This window comes from Burkholderia sp. FL-7-2-10-S1-D7, assembly GCF_001524185.1.
In the GTDB taxonomy this organism is placed as follows: domain Bacteria; phylum Pseudomonadota; class Gammaproteobacteria; order Burkholderiales; family Burkholderiaceae; genus Burkholderia; species Burkholderia diffusa.
In genome coordinates, this window is the sequence record NZ_LOWY01000022.1 from 161433 (window position 1) to 179615 (window position 18183).

Here is an 18183-nt window from a genome sequence, read left to right on the forward strand (position 1 = left end):
TCATGGCTCACGATGCCGACGCCAATCGGGCCGCCAAGCGCTGGCTCTGGCTGCTGGTGCTGCCGCTGATCGCGATGGTATGGGTGCCTTCGTACAGCAAGATCGAACCGCAATGGTTGGGTTTTCCGTTTTTCTACTGGTACCAGTTGCTGTGGGTGTTCATTAGCGCGGTGATCACCGCGTTCGTGTATTTCAAGACCAAGCACGCATGGAAGGCGGGCGGCCCGCAGGGAGGTGCGCGATGAATCTCGGCGCGACTTTCGTCTTCGTACTCCTGTTCATCGGTGTCACCATACTCGGTTTCCTCGCCGCGAACTGGCGGCGCGGTGATCTCGCCCACCTCGACGAATGGGGGCTCGGCGGCCGTCGCTTCGGTACGATCGTCACGTGGTTTCTGCTCGGCGGCGACCTTTACACGGCCTACACGTTCGTCGCGGTGCCCGCGCTCGTGTTCGGCGCCGGCGCGATGGGCTTCTTCGCGTTGCCGTACACGATCCTGATCTACCCGTTCGCGTTCGTCGTGTTTCCGAAATTGTGGAGCATCGCGAAGCGGCACGGCTACGTGACGGCCGCCGACTTCGTCAACGCGCGTTACGGCAGCCGGATGCTCGCGCTCGCGATCGCGGTGACGGGCATCCTCGCGACGATGCCGTACATCGCGCTGCAGCTCGTCGGCATCGAAGTCGTGATCGGCGCGCTGGGCTTCGACACGACCGGCTTCGTCGGCGACCTGCCGCTCATCATCGCGTTCGCGATTCTCGCCGCATACACCTACACGTCGGGGTTGCGCGCGCCCGCGATGATCGCGATCGTGAAGGACATCCTGATCTACATCACGATCGCGGCGGCGGTCATCGTGATTCCCGCGAAGCTTGGCGGCTTCAGCCACATCTTCGCGTCGGTGCCGCCGGCGAAGCTGCTGCTGAAAGCGCCCGATGCGACGAGCCTGAACGGCTACAGCGCGTATGCGACGCTCGCGATCGGCTCCGCGCTCGCGCTGTTCCTGTATCCGCACTCGGTCACGGCGATCCTGTCGTCGGCGTCGGGCAACTCGATCCGCCGCAACATGGCGATGCTGCCCGCGTACTCGTTCGTGCTCGGCCTGCTCGCGCTGCTCGGCTACATGGCGCTCGCGGCGGGCGTGAAGGACATGCCGCAGTACGCGCCGTACTTCAAGGCATTCGGCCCGAACTTCGCGGTGCCCGCGCTGTTCCTCGAGTATTTCCCGTCGTGGTTCGTCGGCGTCGCGTTCGCGGCGATCGGCATCGGCGCGCTGGTGCCGGCGGCGATCATGTCGATCGCGGCCGCGAACCTGTACACGCGCAACATCCACCGCGAGTTCGTGAACCGCAACATGACGCACGACCAGGAGACGCACGTCGCGAAACTCGTGTCGCTGATCGTGAAGGTCGGCGCGGTCGCGTTCATCCTCGGGCTGCCGCTGACGTACGCGATCCAGTTGCAGCTGCTCGGTGGGATCTGGATCATCCAGACGCTGCCGGCGATCGTGCTCGGCCTGTACACGCGCGTGCTCGACCATCGCGGCCTGCTGGCCGGCTGGGCGGCAGGCATCGTGTGCGGCACGTGGATGGCGATTTCGCTGAAGCTGGCCAGCTCGATCTTCACGATCCACCTGTTCGGTCTCGCGATTCCCGGCTACGCGGCCGTGTGGTCGCTGGTCGTGAACCTGGTGGTGTCGGTGGCGGTGAGCGTGCTGGTGCGCATGATGGGCATGGCGCACGCGGAGGACCGCACGCGGCCGGAGGATTACCTCGACGTCGTCGAGGGCTGAACGCCGCCCGGCTGTTGCAGTTTCGACACGGCGCCCGCGACGCAAATCGCGGGCGTTTTGCATGGTCCGCCGCGAACGCCCCGTGCGGCCGTGCTTCCCTTTCCGTTGATCTCCAAGCGATTCTAGGACAGTCGCGCCGCGGCGAAAATCGGTGGAAGACCGATTGGAAGCTGCGCGTCCCGTTTGCCAGTATTGCGTCCCGCCCGGCCCACGCCGGGTGATTCGATCTCGACACGATTCGACTACATGAGGGATGCAATGATGAAGATTGGGTTGCTGGTGCTTGGCCTGTGGTGCGCCGCGCTTGCCGGTTGCGTGAACGCGTACTACCGGTGAGGCGAACGATGAGAGTCCTGTTGATGTGGGTGCTCGTCGCCCCGATCCTGCTCGCCGGCTGCGCGAACATGTATTACCGGTGATGGTGGGCCCGATGAAAACGATCTTGCCGGCCGCGCTGCTGTGCGCGCTGCTCGCCGGGTGCATTTCAGTCTACGGTCCAGGAGAGCGGTACGCGGCGCGCGATGCGCCGCCGCAGCGGCAGGATACGTCCGACGGCGCGCACGGCGCCGACGATGCGTCGGGCATCGTAATCGGCAATCGCAAGTATGACGAAGTATGGACGGCCGTCGCGCAGTTTTACGCGGACCACAAGCTTGCCGTGCGCGTCAGCGATCGCGATGCGGGGCTCCTGGCCGCCGCTTATGCCGATTATCCGAACGCAGGCAATTTCCTGGATTGCTCCGAGCTGAAGCAGACGTCGAACGTGACACACACGCTGAAGGTCGTGACGCGGATCGACGACGCCACGCAAGGCGTGACCGTGTCGATCGACGTCGCGGGCACGGCCACCGTGGTCGCGGCCGGCAAGCAGAAGAGCGCGCGCGTCGCGTGCCGCTCGAACGGCACGCTGGAGCAGGCGCTGGCGGAGGTGCTACGCAAGTAGCGAGGCCGCCCGGATCACGGCGCTTGCGCGGCGGTCCGGGCGGCGCGCGTGCGTTACTGCCCCGCGCGATTCGCCAGATCCTCGCGTTGCGACAGATCCTCGACGTTGACCATCCAGTGCACGCCGAAACGATCCTTCGCCATGCCGAAGCCGAGCGCCCAGAACGTCTTGCCGAACGGCATCGTCACTTCGCCGCCGTCGGCGAGCGCATTGAACAGCTTCTGGCCTTCCTCGACCGTCGCCGGGTTCAGCGACAGCGAATAACCCGAATGCGTGCCGCCCGGCTGGCTGCAGTCGCCGTCCGAGCACATGATCATCGAGTCGCCGATCGTGAAGCTCGCGTGCATCACCTTGTCGCTCATCTCCGGCGACATCGGGTAGTCGGGATTCGGCGGCGCGTCCTTGAAGTGCATCTTGAACATCGTCTTCGCGCCGAGCGCCTTTTCGTAGAACTGAAGGGCCTCTTCCGCGCGGCCGTAGAACGTCAGATACGGTTGGACCTGCATCGTTGTCTCCTGTTGGCCGGGCCGGCGTGTCGGTGCCGGCCCGGGTACTTCCAAGATTGACCGGGAAGAGCACGCCGGGATGCGGCCGGCACACTCGTGACGTGGATTGTAGTGCGCGCGCTTGACGATGGAATGAAAAATAAAAAACGGCCGCGAACACGAAGTTCGCGGCCGTTGGTCACGCTTGCTGACGGCTGTTGTCAGGCTTGCTGACAGTTCAACTGACAGCCGTCACGTGCAGCGCGGTTCAGCGCAGGGCATCGATCAGCTTCTCGAGCTTCACCGCGTCGGCGGCGAACACGCGGATGCCTTCGGCCAGTTTTTCCGTTGCCATCGCTTCGTCGTTCAACTGGAAGCGGAACGATGCCTCGTCGATGGCGACGCGCTCGGTCGGCTTGTCCTGCAGCGCGTCCGGCGACAGCTTGCGTGCCACCGTGTCGTTGCTTTCCTGCAGCTTCTGCAGCAAATCGGGGCTGATCGTCAGCAGGTCGCAGCCCGCGAGCTCGGTGATCTGGCTCGTCGTGCGGAAGCTCGCGCCCATCACTTCGGTGTTGTAGCCGAACGTCTTGTAGTACGTGTAGATGCGTCGCACCGACTGCACGCCCGGATCGTTCGCGCCGCCGTTCTTCGCTTCATCCCAGTCGGCGCCGGCCTGCTTCTTGTACCAGTCGTAGATGCGGCCGACGAACGGCGAGATCAGTTGCGCGCCGGCTTCCGCGCATGCGGCGGCCTGGACGAGCGAGAAAAGCAGGGTCATGTTGCACTTGATCCCTTCCTTCTGCAGCACCTCGGCCGCGCGAATGCCTTCCCACGTCGACGCGAGCTTGATCAGGATGCGCTCGCGGCCGATGCCGGCGGCTTCGTACAGCTTGATGAGCTCGCGACCCTTGTCGATCGAGCGCTGCGTGTCGAACGACAGGCGCGCATCGACCTCGGTCGACACGCGGCCCGGGATCAGCTTCAGGATCTCGGTGCCGAATGCGATCAGCAGGCGGTCGATGATGAAATCGGTGCTTTCGTTGCGATGATCGCGGACGGTTTTCTCGAGGATCGGCTTGTACGCGTCCTTCTGGACGGCCTTCAGGATCAGCGACGGGTTCGTGGTCGCGTCCTGCGGCTTGTATTGCGCAAGCTGCTGGAAATCGCCCGTGTCGGCGACGACGGTCGTATATTGCTTCAGCTGGTCGAGTGCGGTAGTCATGGCGATTCGGGAGGAGGGCGCAAGGCGCCGGGGTTCTCACGGGCCGCGCGAGCGCGGCAGCGAAGCGAGGCGGCGCACGGGCGCCGCCTCCGATCCGCTATTTTAGGCCTGAATCGCGTCGTGCACGTTTCGGTGTGCCGTTTGCGGTGCGGGGCCGCGCCATGCGGCGCTATGCGGGGCGCCGCGCGTTCAGGATCACCTGCGTGACGATCCCCGCGACGAGCCCCCAGAACGCCGAGCCGATCGACAGCAGCGTGAGGCCCGATGCGGTGACCATGAACGTGACGAGTGCGGCTTCGCGCTGCTTCACGTCCTGCATCGCATTCGCGAGCCCGCTCATGATCGAGCCGAACAGCGCGAGCGCGGCGACCGACACGACGAGCGCCTTCGGCAGCGCCGCGAACAGCGCGGCGATCGTCGCGCCGAAGATCCCGGCGACCAGGTAGAACGTGCCGCACCACACGGCGGCCGTGTAGCGCTTCGCGTGATCCTCGTGCGCTTCGGGGCCCGTGCAGATCGCGGCGGTGATCGCCGCGAGGTTCACGCCGTGCGAGCCGAACGGCGCGAGCAGCAGCGATGCGAGACCCGTGGTCGCGATGAGCGGCGACGACGGCGTCGAATAACCGTCCGCGCGCAGCACGGCGATGCCGGGCACGTTCTGCGATGCCATCGCGACGGCGAACAGCGGAATGCCGACGCTGACGATCGATGCGATCGAGAACGCGGGCATCGTGAACACGGGCTGCGCGAGCGCGATGTGGAAGCGGCTGAAGTCGAGCAGGCCGAGGCTGCCGGCCACCGCAGTGCCGACGATCAGCGTTGTGACGATCGCGTAGCGCGGCGCGAGTCGCTTGACGATCAGGTAGGTGAAGAACATCGCGAGCACGAGCGCGGTCTGGAACTGCGCGGCGCGGAAGATCTCGATGCCGATCTCGAACAGGATGCCCGCGAGCAAGGCGGCCGCGATGCCGGCCGGAATGCGCCGCATCAGCGTGTCGAACAGCCCGCTCACGCCGACCGCGGTCAGCAGCAGCGCACACACGACGAATGCGCCGATGGCCTCGGGGTACGGCACGCCGGGCAGCGACGCGATCAGCAGCGCGGCGCCGGGCGTCGACCATGCGACCACGACAGGCGCGCGAAAGCGCAGCGACAGGCCGATCGTCGTCAGCGCCATGCCGATCGACAGCGCCCAGATCCACGACGAAATCTGCGCGTCGGTCAGGTGCGCGGCGCGGCCGGCCTGGAACATCAGCACGAGCGAGCTCGTGTAGCCCGTCATCATCGCGACGAAGCCAGCGACGAGCGCGGAAACGGACGTGTCGGTGAAAAAGCGGCGGCCGCCGGCGCGGCCAGCGCTCGCGGTGGGCGATGGGTTCATGCTATCTCCGGGGGGAGGCCGCTCCGACGCGGCCTTCGTGTCTGCAGGGTGGGTTCGTTATTTGCTGAGTGCGCGCATCGCGGTTTCGAGGCCCGCGAGCGTGAGCGGATACATGCGCTGGCCGAGCAGGTCGCGGATCACCGCGACCGATTGCCGGTACTCCCATAGCCGCTCGGGCTCGGGGTTCAGCCAGGCATGGTGGGGGAATTGGTCCGCGAGGCGGCGCAGCCAGACGGCGCCGGCTTCCGGGTTGTTGTATTCGACCGAGCCCCCGGGCTGCAGCACCTCGTACGGGCTCATCGTCGCGTCGCCGACGAAGATCAGCTTGTAGTCGGGCGTGAACTTGTGCAGCACGTCCCACGTCGCGGTGCGCTCCGTGTGACGGCGGCGGTTGTTCTTCCACAGGTGGTCGTACACGCAGTTGTGGAAGTAGTAGAACTCCAGGTGCTTGAATTCGGCCTTCGCGGCGGAGAACAGCTCCTCGGTGCGCTTGATGTGGTCGTCCATCGAGCCGCCGACGTCGAGCAGCATCAGCACCTTCACGTTGTTGTGACGCTCGGGCACCATCCGCAAGTCGAGCCAGCCGGCGTTCGCGGCCGTGCTGCGGATCGTGCCGGGCAGGTCGAGCTCCTCGGCCGCGCCTTCGCGCGCGAAGCGGCGCAGGCGCCGCAACGCGACCTTGATGTTGCGCGTGCCGATTTCGACCGAATCGTCGTAGTCGCGGTACGCGCGGGCCTCCCACACCTTGACGGCGGTGCGGTTGCCGTTCGACGGGCCGCCGATGCGCACGCCTTCGGGGTTGTAGCCGCCGTGCCCGAACGGCGACGTGCCGCCGGTGCCGATCCACTTGTTGCCGCCTTCGTGGCGTTCCTTCTGCTCGTCGAGCAGCTCCTTCAGGCGCTCCATTAGCTTGTCGAGGCCGCCCATCGCTTCGATCTGCGCCTTTTCCTCCGGCGACAGCTCGCGCTCGAGACGCTTCTCGAGCCAGTCGAGCGGAATGTCGAACGCTTCGGACGGCAGCACGGACACGCCGTGGAAATACGCGCCGAACGCCTGGTCGAACTTGTCGAAGTACTGCTCGTCCTTGACGAGCGTCATCCGTGCGAGGAAGTAGAACGCGTCGATCGATGGGGAGATCAGCCCGGCCTTCAGCGATTCGAGCAGCGTCAGGTATTCCTTCACCGAGACGGGCAGCTTGGCTGCGCGCAGCGCGTAGAAGAAATTGAGCAGCATGGCCGGGCCTTCGCGGGTGGGTTACCGGTTGTGCCGGTTCATGTAGACGAGCCGCTCGAGCAGGCTCAGATCCTGCTCGTTCTTCAGCAGCGCGCCCGCGAGCGGCGGCACGATCTGCTTCGCATCCGCGCCGCGCAGCGCGTCGGCCGGGATGTTCTCGGCGAGCAGCAGCTTCAGCCAGTCGAGCAGCTCGGACGTCGACGGCTTCTTTTTCAGCCCCGACACGCCGCGCAATTCGAAGAAGCTCTCGAGCGCCGCGCGCAGCAACTCCTCGCGGATGTTGGGGAAGTGGACCGCGACGATCTTCTGCATCGTCGACGGATCGGGAAACTGGATGTAGTGGAAGAAGCAGCGGCGCAGGAACGCGTCGGGCAGCTCCTTCTCGTTGTTCGACGTGATGATCACGAGCGGGCGGTGCTTCGCGCGGATCGTCTCGCGCGTCTCGTACACGTGGAATTCCATCCGGTCGAGCTCGCGGAGCAGGTCGTTCGGGAATTCGATGTCGGCCTTGTCGATCTCGTCGATCAGCAGCACGCTCGGGTGCTCGGCGTCGAACGCCTGCCACAGCACGCCCTTGACGATGTAGTTCGAGATGTCCTTCACGCGCTCGTCGCCGAGCTGCGAGTCGCGCAGCCGCGATACCGCGTCGTATTCGTACAGGCCCTGCTGCGCCTTCGTCGTCGACTTGATGTGCCACTGCAACAGCGGCATGTCGAGCGCGGCCGCCACTTCCTCGGCGAGCATGGTCTTGCCGGTGCCGGGCTCGCCCTTGATCAGCAACGGGCGTTGCAGCGTCAGCGCGGCGTTGACCGCGAGCTTGAGGTCGTCGGTGGCGACGTAGTGCGAGGATCCTTCGAAACGCATGGCGGCGCTCTTTCCTGGTCGCAAAAAAACCCAGTATAAGTCAGAAGGGCTGTCCGGTTGGCCCGGGGCCGCGTATCGTTGCGGGACTGCGGCGGGGCCGGACCGGGGCGCCATATGGACGCGTTCCCCGCCGACGCGGTACAATCTGGCCGTTTTTTTTGGCCTGCGTGGCGATCCGATAAGCAAAACGGCGCGGGCCGTTGCCGCTTCGGCGCCAGTTTCCCCTCAAGCTAGGTTACAAGAGCTATGAACAAATTCGTCGGCAAACACGTCGTTGTCGCAGCGCTCGTGGCGCTCGCGGGCAGCGCGCAGGCGGCCGGTGTGGTCGGCAACCCGAAGGACGGGGCGAGCAAGGCCGCCATGTGCATCGGTTGCCACGGCATCCAGGATTACCGCGCGGCATACCCGGAGGTCTACCGGGTGCCGGTCCTCGGCGGCCAGAACCAGCAATACCTCGAGAACGCGCTGAAGGCCTACCGCAAGAAGGATCGCCACTTCCCGTCGATGAACGCGATCGCCGGTTCGCTGACGGACCAGGACATCGCGGATCTGGCGGCCTACTACGCCGCCCAGAAGGCCGACACGAAGGACAATCCCTACAAGTAAAGCGCGCGCCGCCGATCTGACCGGCGGGACAGGAGCATTCATGAACAACGCATTCAAGACGGCGGCGGTTGCACTGGCTGCCGGCCTCGCGATCGGTACCGCGCATGCGGCGGACACCACGAAGGGCAAGGAGCTGGTCGAGTCGCACAATTGCGCGGCCTGCCACGGCGCGCAGCTGAACAAGCCGATCAACGCAGAGTACCCGCGTCTCGCCGGCCAGCACGCCGACTACCTCGTGTGGGCTATGCGCCAGTACCAGATGGGGCTGACGAACCCGCTGCTCGGTCGCAATAACGCGATCATGCAGGCACAGGTCCAGAACCTGTCGGTCAGCGACATGAAGGACATCGCGGCCTACATCGAGTCGCTGAAAGAGACCGATCTCGTCTTCAAGAAGTAAGCGCGCCGGACCTTGCCGGTCCGTGCAGCCAGAGTACCCCGCCGCGGCGGGGTATTTTTTTGTCCGCGGCGCTCAGTCGCGCGACGCGCGGCGCAGGATGCGTTGCAGGTACGCGTCCGTATCGGGCGGCGTGCCGGTGCGCTGCGCTTCCCAGATCGTCTCGCCGAGGCATTCCATGATCATGTGCTGCGCCTCGTGGGTCGAATCGAGCTTCGCGGCCAGCTTGTCGTGCGCGGCGCGGATGCCGGGCGGCTGGTCGATCGACAACTGCTCGCTGATCGCGAGGTGCATCGACAGGTGCAGAAACGGGTTCGTGCGACCTTCCTCGGGCGTGTAGTTGCGCGCGGCGGCGCCGTCGGCGTCCGCGAGGTCGTCGTGATATTCGGGATGCTCGACGATCCAGTCGGCTGCCATCGCTTCCAGCGGCGTCAGGATCTCGCCGGCGCGCTGCTTGCGCCAGGTCTCGGTGAAAAAGCGACGGACTTCGTCGCGACTCGGATTGAACATGGTGGGGACGCGTCGTGATTCGGGCGGCGTCATGCCGCGTCGCGCATTGTACGCCGGGTCGGCGCACGGCGCTGGCGGCGGGCGGGGCGCGGGCGGGGCGCACGCCGTGGCTTAGCGCGGGCGACGTCAACTGGAGTCGGCCGGCGAAGGCCGCGGCGCAACGGGTAAGCGCGGGCTAGGCTGCCGGCCATCGGGCCGCTAAACTCCGACGATTCCCGTCGTCGCGCTCACACCGTTCCATCATGTCCGCCACCGTCCGCTCATCGTCCGCCGCGCTGCAGGGCGCGCTCTATGTCGCGCTGTCCGCCGCCGCATTCGGCGCGATGGCGATCTTCGGTCGTTATGCGTATGCGGCCGGCGTCGACGTGCTCGGGCTGCTCATCGTGCGCTTCGCGATCGGCGGTGCGGTCCTTGCCGCGATCGCCCGCCACCGCCGCGTCGCATGGCCGCGCGGCCGCGCGCTCATGCCGCTCGTGGCGATGGGCGCGCTCGGCTACGTCGGGCAGTCGTTTTGCTATTTCAGCGCGCTCCAGCATGCGCAGGCGAGCCTCGTCGCGCTGCTGCTGTACCTGTATCCGGCCTTCGTCACACTGTTGGCCGCGTGGTGGCTCGGCGAGCGTCTCACGCGCGCGAAGGCGGTCGCGCTCGTGCTCTGTGTCGCGGGCTCCGCGCTGATGGTCGGCGGCGGCCACGGCGAGCCGCTCGGCATCGCACTCGCACTGGCCGCCGCGGTGATCTATTCGCTGTACATCGTCGGCGGCACGAAGGCGACGCGCGGCGTCGATCCGCTCGCGACCACCGCGATCATCTGCCTGTCGGCGACCGCGATGCTCGTCGTGATCGCGATCGTGCGGACCGCGGCGTTCGGCGTGCCGCCGCGCTGGCCGGTGACGGCCGCCGGCTGGGCGTCGATGCTCGCGATCGCGCTGGTGTCGACGGTCGCAGCGATGCTCGCGTTCTTCGCCGGGCTCGAGCGGCTGGGGGCCGCGCGCACGTCGATGCTGTCGACGCTCGAACCGGTCGTGACGGTCGCGCTCGCGGCGCTGCTGTTCGGCGAGGCGCTGTCGCCGTTGCAGTGGGTCGGCGGCGTCGCGATCCTCGCTGCCGTGCTGGCGCTCGTGCGCGCGGGCGGCGCGGCGGCAGACGACGCGACGGCGACGTCCAACGCATAAGCAGGGAAACGGGGAAAGTCGTGGGGGCCGCAACGGCGCTCGCGGGTCGTGCCGCGCGCCGCGCGTCAGCCGCGGCCGGCGGTCACTCGTTCGGCGGTGGTGTCTTCGGCCGGAATTCGCACAGCGGCTCGATCGCGCAGTGCCAGCATTCGGGCTTGCGGGCCTTGCACACGTAGCGACCGTGCAGAATCAGCCAGTGATGTGCGTCCTGCAGGAATTCCTTCGGCGTGAACTTCTCGAGTGCGGCCTCGACGGCCCGCACGTCCTTGCCCGGCGCGAGCCCCGTGCGGTTCGCGACGCGGAAGATATGCGTGTCGACCGCGATCGTCGGCTGGCCGAACGCGGTGTTCAGCACGACGTTCGCGGTCTTGCGGCCGACGCCCGGCAGGCTCTCGAGCGCTTCGCGATCGGCCGGCACTTCGCCGTCGTAGCGCTCGAGCAGGATGTTGCACGTCGCGATCACGTTCTTCGCCTTGGTGCGGTACAGGCCGATCGTCTTGATGAAGTCGGCGACGCCTTCTTCACCGAGCGCGACGATTTGTCGCGGGGTGTTCGCGACCGGGAACATCTTGCGCATCGCCTTGTTGACCGACACGTCGGTCGCCTGCGCGGACAGCATCACCGCGATCAGCAACTCGAACGGCGTCGTGTATTCGAGCTCGGTCGTCGGATGCGGATTGAGGCTCTGCAGCGTTTCGTAGATCGCGCGTCGTTTGGAGGCGTTCATGGACGGTTGTTGTCGGGCGGCGCGGTCGGGCCGTTCCGGTCGTCGTTGTTCGGATCGTCGCTGTCGTCGTGTTCGTCGCGGGCAGCCGCGGCCTCGGTGTCGTGCAGCGCCTGCTGTTCGGCGAGCCGCTTGCGGCGTGCTTCGGCCGCGTCGATCTGGGCCTGCACGGCCGCGCTCACGCCTTCGGTGTTCTTCGGTCCGGCACCTCGCTCGGACAGTTCTTCCTTCTTCTTGCGTGCGCGTTCGAGCGCGGCGGCGATGATCGCGCGTTTCTTGGCGTCGGCGTCGTCGGCCGGGGCGGCGCCCGGTGCGCCAGGCGGTGCCGCGGCCGGCGCAGCCTTGGCCGCACCGGCACTGGCCGCGCGGCGGGCGGCGGCACGCGCTTCGGCGGCCTCCCGTTCGCGGCGCTGGCGGGCAAGCCGGCGGTCGTGGCGTTCGCGCGCGGCGTCCGCCTGTTCCTGCGACCAAGCGTCCCAGCCGGTGCGCTCGTCGGTCACGGGGACCATCGCGATGCAGTCGACCGGGCAGGGCGGCACGCACAGGTCGCAGCCGGTGCACAGCGATTCGACGATCGTATGCATCTGTTTCGGTGCGCCGATGATCGCGTCGACCGGGCATGCCTGCATGCATAGCGTGCAGCCGATGCACAGGCTTTCGTCGATGAACGCGACGGCGCGCGGATGCTCGGTGCCGTTGACGGGGTTCAGCGGGATCACGGGCTTGCCGAGCAGGCTCGCGAGGCGTGCGATGCCTTCGGCGCCGCCGGGCGGGCACTGGTTGTAGTTCGCGTTGCCGGCGGCGATCGCGTCGGCGTACGGACGGCAGCCGTCATAGCCGCACTTCGTGCATTGCGTTTGGGGAAGCAGATCTTCGATGCGATCTGCGAGGGTCTTGGAATCGGTCACGGTGACAACGGGCGCAGCAGCGCCGAATGGCTCTCGGCCGCGTCTGGCGCGGCCGGAAAGGTTTGCCAAACCTTGATTATCGCCGATTTCCCGCATTGCGCTGGACGCTGTCTGTGCGCATAATCGAACCGCTTTTTTGCAGGGGCTCAGCAGGAGGGCGGCCGCACGCAGTGCGCTCGTTCCAGGGGAGCCGGCGCCGAGGCGGTGGGGGTGCCGGTCCGGATCACGCGGCTCACATAGCAAAACGCCACCATGAATCAGCCAAAAATCAAAAGAGATCCTGAAGGTACCCGCCGCCGCATCCTGATGGCGGCAGCCGAAGAGTTCGCGAGTGGAGGGCTGTTCGGCGCGCGCGTCGACCAGATCGCGCGCCGGGCCGAAACCAACGAGCGCATGCTCTATTACTATTTCGGCAGCAAGGAGCAGTTGTTTACGGCCGTGCTCGAACACGCGTTCTCAGCGCTGACCGAGGCCGAGCGCGTGCTCGATCTCGACGGCGTCGCGCCCGTCGAGGCCGTCACGCGGCTCGCGCATTTCGTGTGGGATTACTACCGCGATCATCCGGAGCTGCTGCGGCTCATCAACAATGAGAACCTGCACGAAGCGCGCTACCTGCACAAGTCGACGCGCATCCGCGAGATGATGTCGCCGATCGTCGCGAAGCTCGGCAACGTGCTGATGCGCGGCCAGAAGGCCGGGCTGTTCCGCAGCGACGTCGATCCGCTGCGCTTCTACGTGACGCTGTCGGGGCTCGGCTACTACATCGTGTCGAACCGTTTCACGCTGGCGGCGACACTCGGCCGCGACTTCAGCGAAGCCGACGAACGCGCGGAGATGGTCAGGATGAACACCGAGGTGCTGCTCGCGTACCTGTTGCGACGCTGAGCCCGCGTGCCAATGAACGGCTCACCGTTGTCCGCCGGATAAAAAAACGCCGCCGTGCGCAAGCAACGGCGGCGTTTTTGCGTCAGAGCGCGGCGCGTCAGGCGGCCTTGCGCGCGCGAACGGTTTTGGCGCGTGTGCCGCCCGCGCGTTTCGCGGCCGGTGCGGCCTTCGCGGTTGCCGTCTTGGCGGGCGCAACCGTCACGGCCGGTGACTTCGCGCGCGCCCGCTTCGGGGCGGTCGCGCGCACCGTCACCTCGGGTTGCGGCTTGCCGGCCGGCACGGCCGTGAGCGTCGTCGCGGCCGGTGCTTCGGCGGGCACCTTGGTCGCGCCGGTCTTCGGTTCCGGCGCATGTTCGCGGATGAAATCGCGCAGCTGCGGGTAAATGATCGTGCGCCAGCGGCGGCCCGAGAAGATCCCGTAGTGACCGCACTTCTCGGCGGTCAGGCTGCGGCGATCGTCCTGCGGGATGCCCGTGCACAGCTCGTGCGCGACGTGCGTCTGGCCGCTGCCCGAGATGTCGTCGAGTTCGCCTTCGATCGTCATCAGCGCGGTGTGCTTGATGTCCTGCGGACGCACACGCTCGCCTTCGACATCCCACGTGCCTTCCGCGAGACGGAATTCCTGGAACACGACGCGGATCGTCTCGAGGTAATACTCGGCCGCCATGTCGAGCACCGCGTTGTACTCGTCGTAGAAGCGGCGATGTGCCTCGGCGTCATCTTCGTCGCCGCGCAGCAGGCTCTGGTAGAAGTCCCAGTGCGACTGCGCGTGACGTTCCGGATTCATCGCGACGAAGCCCGTGTGCTGCAGGAAGCCCGGGTACACCTGGCGGCCTTCGCCCGGATAGTTCGCGGGCACCGTGTGGATCACGTTGTTCTCGAACCACGCAGTCGAGTGCTGCGTCGCGAGCGAATTCACCGACGTCGGGCTGCGGCGCGCGTCGATCGGGCCGCCCATCATCGTCATCGTGAGCGGCGTGTCCTCTCCGCGGCTCGCCATCAGCGAGATTGCCGCGAGCACCGGCACGGTCGGCTGGCACACGGAAATCACGTGCAGGTTGCGCGCGCCGATGTGGCGGATGAATTCCTGGATGTACGCGATGTAGTCGTGCAGGTGGAACGGGCCGACCTCGACGGGCACCATCCGCGCGTCGATCCAGTCGGTGATGTACACCTTGTGATCCTGCAGCAGCGTGCGCACGGTGTCGCGCAGCAGCGTCGAGTGGTGGCCCGACAGCGGCGCGCAGACCAGCACGACCGGCTCGTCCTTCAGCTGCGTGACGGCATCGGCGTCGTCCGAATAGCGTTTGAAGCGCAGCAGCCGGCAGAACGGCTTCTCGACGATCGTCTGCTCGACGATCGGGATGTTGTGGCCGTCCTTGACGATCTGATGAATGTTGAATTCGGGCTTCTCGTAATCCTTGCCGAGCCGGTACATGAGTTCGTACGCGGCGGCCATCCGCGTCGCGCCGGGCATCAGCGAGAACGGGCTCGACGGATTGGCGAACGACTTGGATGCGGCCTGGGCCCAGGCCGTGAGCGGGCTCAACATCGCCCGCTGGAATTCGTGCAGTTGGTAAAGCATGCAGACTACTCCCGCGTGGGGGACGGTGCGCAAGGGCGGCGTGGGGCGTCGCGGCGTGCCGTGTGGGTCGGCGACCGGCCATGTTGCAGTGCGGCCGGACAATCGAGTCGATCATATCGGACAACGATCGGTGTTGCAATGCAACATTTCCCCGATTTTTCATCAAACTGTTGCGAATTGACGATCTCTGAAGAAGCCGTTCCGCCCCCGCTCAGCGCCCCGTCGCCACGGCCGGCGCGGGCTGGCCGGCCGCGCGCGCCATGGCGTCTTCGTGGTGCATCAGGTTCATTGCGGTATGCACCAGCGCAACGTGCGAGAACGCCTGCGGGAAGTTGCCGACGAGCCGGCCCTCGACCGGGTCGTATTCCTCGGCGAGCAGCCCGAGGTCGTTGGACAGCGCGAGCAGCCGGCTGAAGAGCCGGTGCGCGTCGTCGATCCGGCCGAGCAGCGCGTAGTTGTCGACCAGCCAGAAACTGCACGCGAGAAACGTGCCTTCGCCGGGCGGCAGGCCGTCGTCGTACTCCGTCGTGCGGTAGCGCATCACGAGGCCGTCGTGCAGCAATTCCCGCTCGATCGCGTCGACCGTGCCGACGATGCGCGGGTCCTCCGGCGGCAGGAAGCCGAGCAGCGGCATCAGCAGCACGCTCGCGTCGAGCTCGTCGCTGCCGTAGCTCTGCGCAAACGCCCGTTTGCCTGCGTGCCATGCGTTGTCGCAGACGTCGGCGTGGATCCGGTCGCGCAGCGCGCGCCAGCGGTCGAGCGACGCGGGCAGCCGGAACATTTCCGCCGACTTGATCGCGCGGTCGAACGCGACCCACGCCATCACCTTCGAGAACGTGAAATGGCGGCGGCCGCCGCGCGTTTCCCAGATGCCCTCGTCGGGCTCCTGCCAGATCTTCTCGAGATGATCGAGCAGCGAACACTGGACGGACCACACCGTGTCGTCGGCCTGCAGGCCGCCCACGCGCGCGAGGTGCAGCGCGGCCATCACTTCGCCGAACACGTCGAGCTGGAGCTGGTTCGCCGCGCCGTTGCCGACGCGCACCGGCTTCGAATCCTGGTAGCCGGGCAGCCAGTCGAGCTCGATTTCCGGCAGCCGGCGCTCACCCGCGATCCCGTACATGATCTGGATTTGCTCGGGCGAGCCGGCCATCACGCGGCCGAGCCACGTGCGCCAGGCGCGCGCCTCGTCGTAGTAGCCGCCGCGCATCAGCGCGAGCAGCGTGATCGTCGCGTCGCGCAGCCAGCAGTAGCGGTAGTCCCAGTTGCGGTTGCCGCCGATCTTCTCGGGCAGCGACGTCGTGGGTGCCGCGACGATCCCGCCGGTCGGCTCGTACGCGAGCGCCTTCAGCGTGATCAGCGAGCGGCGCACGGCGGCCGCGTAGCGACCCTGCACCTGGCAGCGGCCCGACCATTCGAGCCAGTAGTTTTCGGTGCGGGCGAGCATCGACAGCGGATCGCGCGCGGGCGGCAACCGCAGGTGCGACGCCGCGTAGCTGAGCGAAAACGGCACGCGTTCGTCGGCGCTCACCGTGAATTCCGCGAGCGTATGAAGGTTCTTGCCCAGGAGCGGCACGGGCGTGCGCAGCACGACGGTATCGGGGCCGGCGATCGCCTTCATGCCGTCCTCGCGCGTCAGCTGCGTGACCCACGGGATGGAGAAACCGTAGTCGAAGCGCAACACCAGTTCCATGCGCATCTTCATCGTGCCGTGGCGGCCGACGACGATCCGCACCAGTTCGGACCAGCCGTTGCCGGGCGGCATGAAGTCGATCACGGTGACGGCGCCGTCGGCGCTTTCGTAGTCGGTTTCGAGGATCAGCGTATCGCCGCGATAGCGGCGCGTCGTGTGCGTGATCGCGGCGTCGGCGGCCGGCGCGAGCAGCCAGCGGCCGTGCTCGGGCGTGCCGACCAGCGCCGCGAAACAGGCGCCCGAATCGAAGCGGGGCCAGCACAGCCAGTCGACGGAGCCGTCTTTGGAGATCAGCGCGGCGGTGTGGCCGTCGCCGACGAGGGCGTAGTCTTCGATCAGGGCGGGCATGGGCAAGCGGTCCTTGGGTATTCGAGTTCACTATGCAGGCTGCGGCGCCCGGGCTTCACGCGCCGGCGTCGCGCCCCGTATACTCGGCTCGGCGGCGGAGCGCATGTACGGCCGGCGTTTCGTCCTATCTCAACACTTGAAGCGACTCGATGCAAGGAGGATTCAATGCCCAGCCGTTTACGCGAGCGTGACGCACGCGCGTCGACACGAGGGTTCCCGCTTAGGCTGGCTCACTGGATGAAAGGTTTCGCGATCGTGCTGTCCTTGTCCGCGACCCAGGCCTTCGCTCAACAATCGCCGGCGCCGGCCGACGGCGTCTACAACCTGCTCGTCGGCACCTATACGGGGCACGGCAGCGACGGGATCTACGTATACCGCTTCGATACGAAAACGGGCAGCATCGCGCCCGTGTCGTCGGCGAAGACCGTGAACCCGTCGTACCTGTTGCCGAGCCGCGACGGTCGCACCGTCTACGCGGTCAATGAACTGCCCGGCGACAACGGACCGGCCACGCAGCGCGGCGGCATCAGCGCGTTCAGCTTCGATCCGAAGACCGGCGCCCTCACGTTCGTCGACCGCGTGTCGTCGGAAGGGAACGATCCCTGCTATCTGGCGCTGTCGCCGGACGGCAAGTACCTCGTCACGGCCAACTACTCGGTTGCGGCCGATCCGGGCGGCAGTTTCGCCGTGTTCCCGGTCCGCGACGGCGGTGCGGTCGGCCCGGCCGTGCTGACGGTGCATCATGAAGGCACGGGGCCCGTGAAGGGGCGCCAGGACGGCGCGCACGTGCACTCGACGGTGTTCTCGCCCGACGGCCGTTACCTGTTCGTGCAGGATCTCGGCACGGACAAGATCTACGGCTACCGCTACACGGTGGACGGCAGCCGCGGGCTGATCAGCCCGACCGACACGCGCTACACGCCGGTGAAGGCCGGCTCCGGCCCGCGTCACATGGTGTTCAGTGACGACGGCCGGTTCGCGTACGTGACGAGCGAGCTCAACGCGGCGGTCGAGGTGTTCGGCTACCACGACGGCAAGCTGACGCCGGTCGAGACGCTGCCGATGACGGTGCCGGGCTTCAAGGGCAAGGTCGGCGGCGGTGCGATCCACCTGTCGCCGGACGGCCGCTTCCTGTACGCGAGCAACCGGGGCGACGTGAACGACATCGTGATCTACGCGGTGAACAAGGCCGACGGCCGGCTGAAGACCGTCGGCCGCCAGTCGAGCCTCGGCAAGACGCCGCGCGAATTCCTGATCGATCCGACCGGCAAGTGGCTGATCGTCGGCAACCAGGACAGCGACACGTTCTACGTATTCAATCGCGACGTCGAAACGGGGCAGCTCGGCCCGAATCCGCAGAAGGTAGCGGTCGGCAGCCCGGTCGACTTCAAGCTGGTGCCGGTGGCGCAATAAATGCAGAAAGGGCGCTGCCTCG

General features: G+C 66.8%; 18 protein-coding genes. 8 read left to right on the forward strand and 10 right to left on the reverse strand.

What is annotated here, in order from left to right:
- Positions 1-2: 2 nt before the first annotated feature.
- From WS75_RS11220 to WS75_RS11230, 3 genes are all read left to right on the forward strand, one after another.
- Positions 3-245 (forward strand): DUF3311 domain-containing protein, encoded by a 243-nt coding sequence (locus WS75_RS11220; RefSeq protein ID WP_059680534.1) that lies wholly within the window; start codon positions 3-5, stop codon positions 243-245.
- On the forward strand, positions 242-1792 hold the full coding sequence (mctP, locus tag WS75_RS11225) for a monocarboxylate uptake permease MctP (protein WP_059680633.1): 1551 nt from the start codon (positions 242-244) through the stop codon (positions 1790-1792). The genes WS75_RS11220 and mctP overlap by 4 nt, the downstream gene beginning before the upstream one ends.
- A 430-nt stretch (positions 1793-2222) precedes the next feature.
- Positions 2223-2735, forward strand: coding sequence for a hypothetical protein (locus WS75_RS11230; RefSeq protein WP_156429762.1), 513 nt, complete (start codon positions 2223-2225; stop codon positions 2733-2735).
- 53 nt (positions 2736-2788) lie between these two features.
- Here the strand turns inward: WS75_RS11230 and WS75_RS11235 are convergent, their stop codons facing one another.
- The 5 genes from WS75_RS11235 to WS75_RS11255 form a co-directional block, all read right to left on the reverse strand.
- Positions 2789-3241: a VOC family protein gene (locus WS75_RS11235; protein WP_059680536.1), complete on the reverse strand. Its 453-nt coding sequence runs from the start codon at positions 3239-3241 to the stop codon at positions 2789-2791.
- Between the two features lie 247 nt (positions 3242-3488).
- Positions 3489-4442 carry a transaldolase gene (gene tal / locus WS75_RS11240; RefSeq protein WP_059680537.1) on the reverse strand — a complete coding sequence of 318 codons (954 nt, stop codon included), beginning with the start codon at positions 4440-4442 and terminating at the stop codon, positions 3489-3491.
- A 169-nt stretch (positions 4443-4611) separates the two neighbouring features.
- Complete coding sequence (locus WS75_RS11245; RefSeq protein WP_059680538.1) at positions 4612-5823, reverse strand: benzoate/H(+) symporter BenE family transporter; 1212 nt, start codon at positions 5821-5823, stop codon at positions 4612-4614.
- A 57-nt stretch (positions 5824-5880) separates the two neighbouring features.
- A complete protein-coding gene (locus WS75_RS11250) occupies positions 5881-7056 on the reverse strand; it encodes a vWA domain-containing protein (RefSeq protein ID WP_059680539.1) in 1176 nt (391 codons plus the stop codon).
- 21 nt (positions 7057-7077) lie between these two features.
- Positions 7078-7920, reverse strand: a complete 843-nt coding sequence (locus tag WS75_RS11255) for an AAA family ATPase (protein ID WP_059680540.1) — start codon at positions 7918-7920, stop codon at positions 7078-7080.
- Positions 7921-8166: 246 nt separating this feature from the next.
- On the opposite strand from WS75_RS11255, the gene WS75_RS11260 reads away from it, so the two are divergent.
- Both WS75_RS11260 and WS75_RS11265 read left to right on the forward strand, forming a co-directional pair.
- Positions 8167-8526 (forward strand): c-type cytochrome, encoded by a 360-nt coding sequence (locus WS75_RS11260; RefSeq protein ID WP_011885616.1) that lies wholly within the window; start codon positions 8167-8169, stop codon positions 8524-8526.
- A gap of 40 nt (positions 8527-8566) precedes the next feature.
- Entirely contained in the window at positions 8567-8926 is a 360-nt protein-coding gene (locus tag WS75_RS11265; protein ID WP_011885615.1) for a c-type cytochrome, read from the forward strand.
- 72 nt (positions 8927-8998) lie between these two features.
- Here WS75_RS11265 and WS75_RS11270 read toward each other — a convergent pair whose 3' ends face one another.
- Positions 8999-9466 carry a DUF1841 family protein gene (locus WS75_RS11270; protein ID WP_373558501.1) on the reverse strand — a complete coding sequence of 156 codons (468 nt, stop codon included), beginning with the start codon at positions 9464-9466 and terminating at the stop codon, positions 8999-9001.
- Between the two features lie 209 nt (positions 9467-9675).
- Here WS75_RS11270 and WS75_RS11275 point away from each other — a divergent pair, with 209 nt between their 5' ends.
- Positions 9676-10605 (forward strand): DMT family transporter, encoded by a 930-nt coding sequence (locus WS75_RS11275; RefSeq protein ID WP_059680541.1) that lies wholly within the window; start codon positions 9676-9678, stop codon positions 10603-10605.
- Between the two features lie 82 nt (positions 10606-10687).
- Here WS75_RS11275 and nth read toward each other — a convergent pair whose 3' ends face one another.
- Positions 10688-11332: an endonuclease III gene (gene nth, locus WS75_RS11280; protein WP_059680542.1), complete on the reverse strand. Its 645-nt coding sequence runs from the start codon at positions 11330-11332 to the stop codon at positions 10688-10690.
- The gene (gene rsxB, locus WS75_RS11285) at positions 11329-12333 is read right to left on the reverse strand and encodes an electron transport complex subunit RsxB (protein WP_059680543.1); all 1005 of its coding nucleotides are present in this window, start codon (positions 12331-12333) and stop codon (positions 11329-11331) included. The genes nth and rsxB overlap by 4 nt, the downstream gene beginning before the upstream one ends.
- Positions 12334-12489: 156 nt before the next feature.
- On the opposite strand from rsxB, the gene WS75_RS11290 reads away from it, so the two are divergent.
- The gene (locus tag WS75_RS11290; RefSeq protein WP_041490613.1) at positions 12490-13122 is read left to right on the forward strand and encodes a TetR family transcriptional regulator; all 633 of its coding nucleotides are present in this window, start codon (positions 12490-12492) and stop codon (positions 13120-13122) included.
- A 97-nt stretch (positions 13123-13219) separates the two neighbouring features.
- On the opposite strand, the gene WS75_RS11295 is transcribed toward WS75_RS11290, so the two are convergent.
- Entirely contained in the window at positions 13220-14707 is a 1488-nt protein-coding gene (locus WS75_RS11295) for a polyhydroxyalkanoate depolymerase (protein WP_059680544.1), read from the reverse strand.
- A 211-nt stretch (positions 14708-14918) separates the two neighbouring features.
- Positions 14919-16748, reverse strand: coding sequence for a glycoside hydrolase family 15 protein (locus WS75_RS11300; RefSeq protein ID WP_059680545.1), 1830 nt, complete (start codon positions 16746-16748; stop codon positions 14919-14921).
- A gap of 165 nt (positions 16749-16913) precedes the next feature.
- Between WS75_RS11300 and WS75_RS11305 the strand changes: the two genes are divergently transcribed.
- Positions 16914-18161, forward strand: a complete 1248-nt coding sequence (locus WS75_RS11305; RefSeq protein ID WP_156429763.1) for a lactonase family protein — start codon at positions 16914-16916, stop codon at positions 18159-18161.
- Positions 18162-18183: the final 22 nt, after the last annotated feature.

Coding starts and splice junctions, on each gene's coding strand:
- WS75_RS11255 (WP_059680540.1), bottom strand. CDS start 7,920: ATGCGTTTCGAAGGATCCTCGCACTACGTCGCCACCGACGACCTCAAG.
- nth (WP_059680542.1), bottom strand. CDS start 11,332: ATGAACGCCTCCAAACGACGCGCGATCTACGAAACGCTGCAGAGCCTC.
- WS75_RS11265 (WP_011885615.1), top strand. CDS start 8,567: ATGAACAACGCATTCAAGACGGCGGCGGTTGCACTGGCTGCCGGCCTC.
- tal (WP_059680537.1), bottom strand. CDS start 4,442: ATGACTACCGCACTCGACCAGCTGAAGCAATATACGACCGTCGTCGCC.
- WS75_RS11300 (WP_059680545.1), bottom strand. CDS start 16,748: ATGCCCGCCCTGATCGAAGACTACGCCCTCGTCGGCGACGGCCACACC.
- WS75_RS11270 (WP_373558501.1), bottom strand. CDS start 9,466: ATGACGCCGCCCGAATCACGACGCGTCCCCACCATGTTCAATCCGAGT.
- rsxB (WP_059680543.1), bottom strand. CDS start 12,333: ATGCGGGAAATCGGCGATAATCAAGGTTTGGCAAACCTTTCCGGCCGC.
- WS75_RS11230 (WP_156429762.1), top strand. CDS start 2,223: ATGAAAACGATCTTGCCGGCCGCGCTGCTGTGCGCGCTGCTCGCCGGG.
- WS75_RS11275 (WP_059680541.1), top strand. CDS start 9,676: ATGTCCGCCACCGTCCGCTCATCGTCCGCCGCGCTGCAGGGCGCGCTC.
- WS75_RS11260 (WP_011885616.1), top strand. CDS start 8,167: ATGAACAAATTCGTCGGCAAACACGTCGTTGTCGCAGCGCTCGTGGCG.
- WS75_RS11250 (WP_059680539.1), bottom strand. CDS start 7,056: ATGCTGCTCAATTTCTTCTACGCGCTGCGCGCAGCCAAGCTGCCCGTC.
- WS75_RS11295 (WP_059680544.1), bottom strand. CDS start 14,707: ATGCTTTACCAACTGCACGAATTCCAGCGGGCGATGTTGAGCCCGCTC.
- mctP (WP_059680633.1), top strand. CDS start 242: ATGAATCTCGGCGCGACTTTCGTCTTCGTACTCCTGTTCATCGGTGTC.
- WS75_RS11235 (WP_059680536.1), bottom strand. CDS start 3,241: ATGCAGGTCCAACCGTATCTGACGTTCTACGGCCGCGCGGAAGAGGCC.
- WS75_RS11220 (WP_059680534.1), top strand. CDS start 3: ATGGCTCACGATGCCGACGCCAATCGGGCCGCCAAGCGCTGGCTCTGG.
- WS75_RS11290 (WP_041490613.1), top strand. CDS start 12,490: ATGAATCAGCCAAAAATCAAAAGAGATCCTGAAGGTACCCGCCGCCGC.
- WS75_RS11245 (WP_059680538.1), bottom strand. CDS start 5,823: ATGAACCCATCGCCCACCGCGAGCGCTGGCCGCGCCGGCGGCCGCCGC.
- WS75_RS11305 (WP_156429763.1), top strand. CDS start 16,914: ATGCCCAGCCGTTTACGCGAGCGTGACGCACGCGCGTCGACACGAGGG.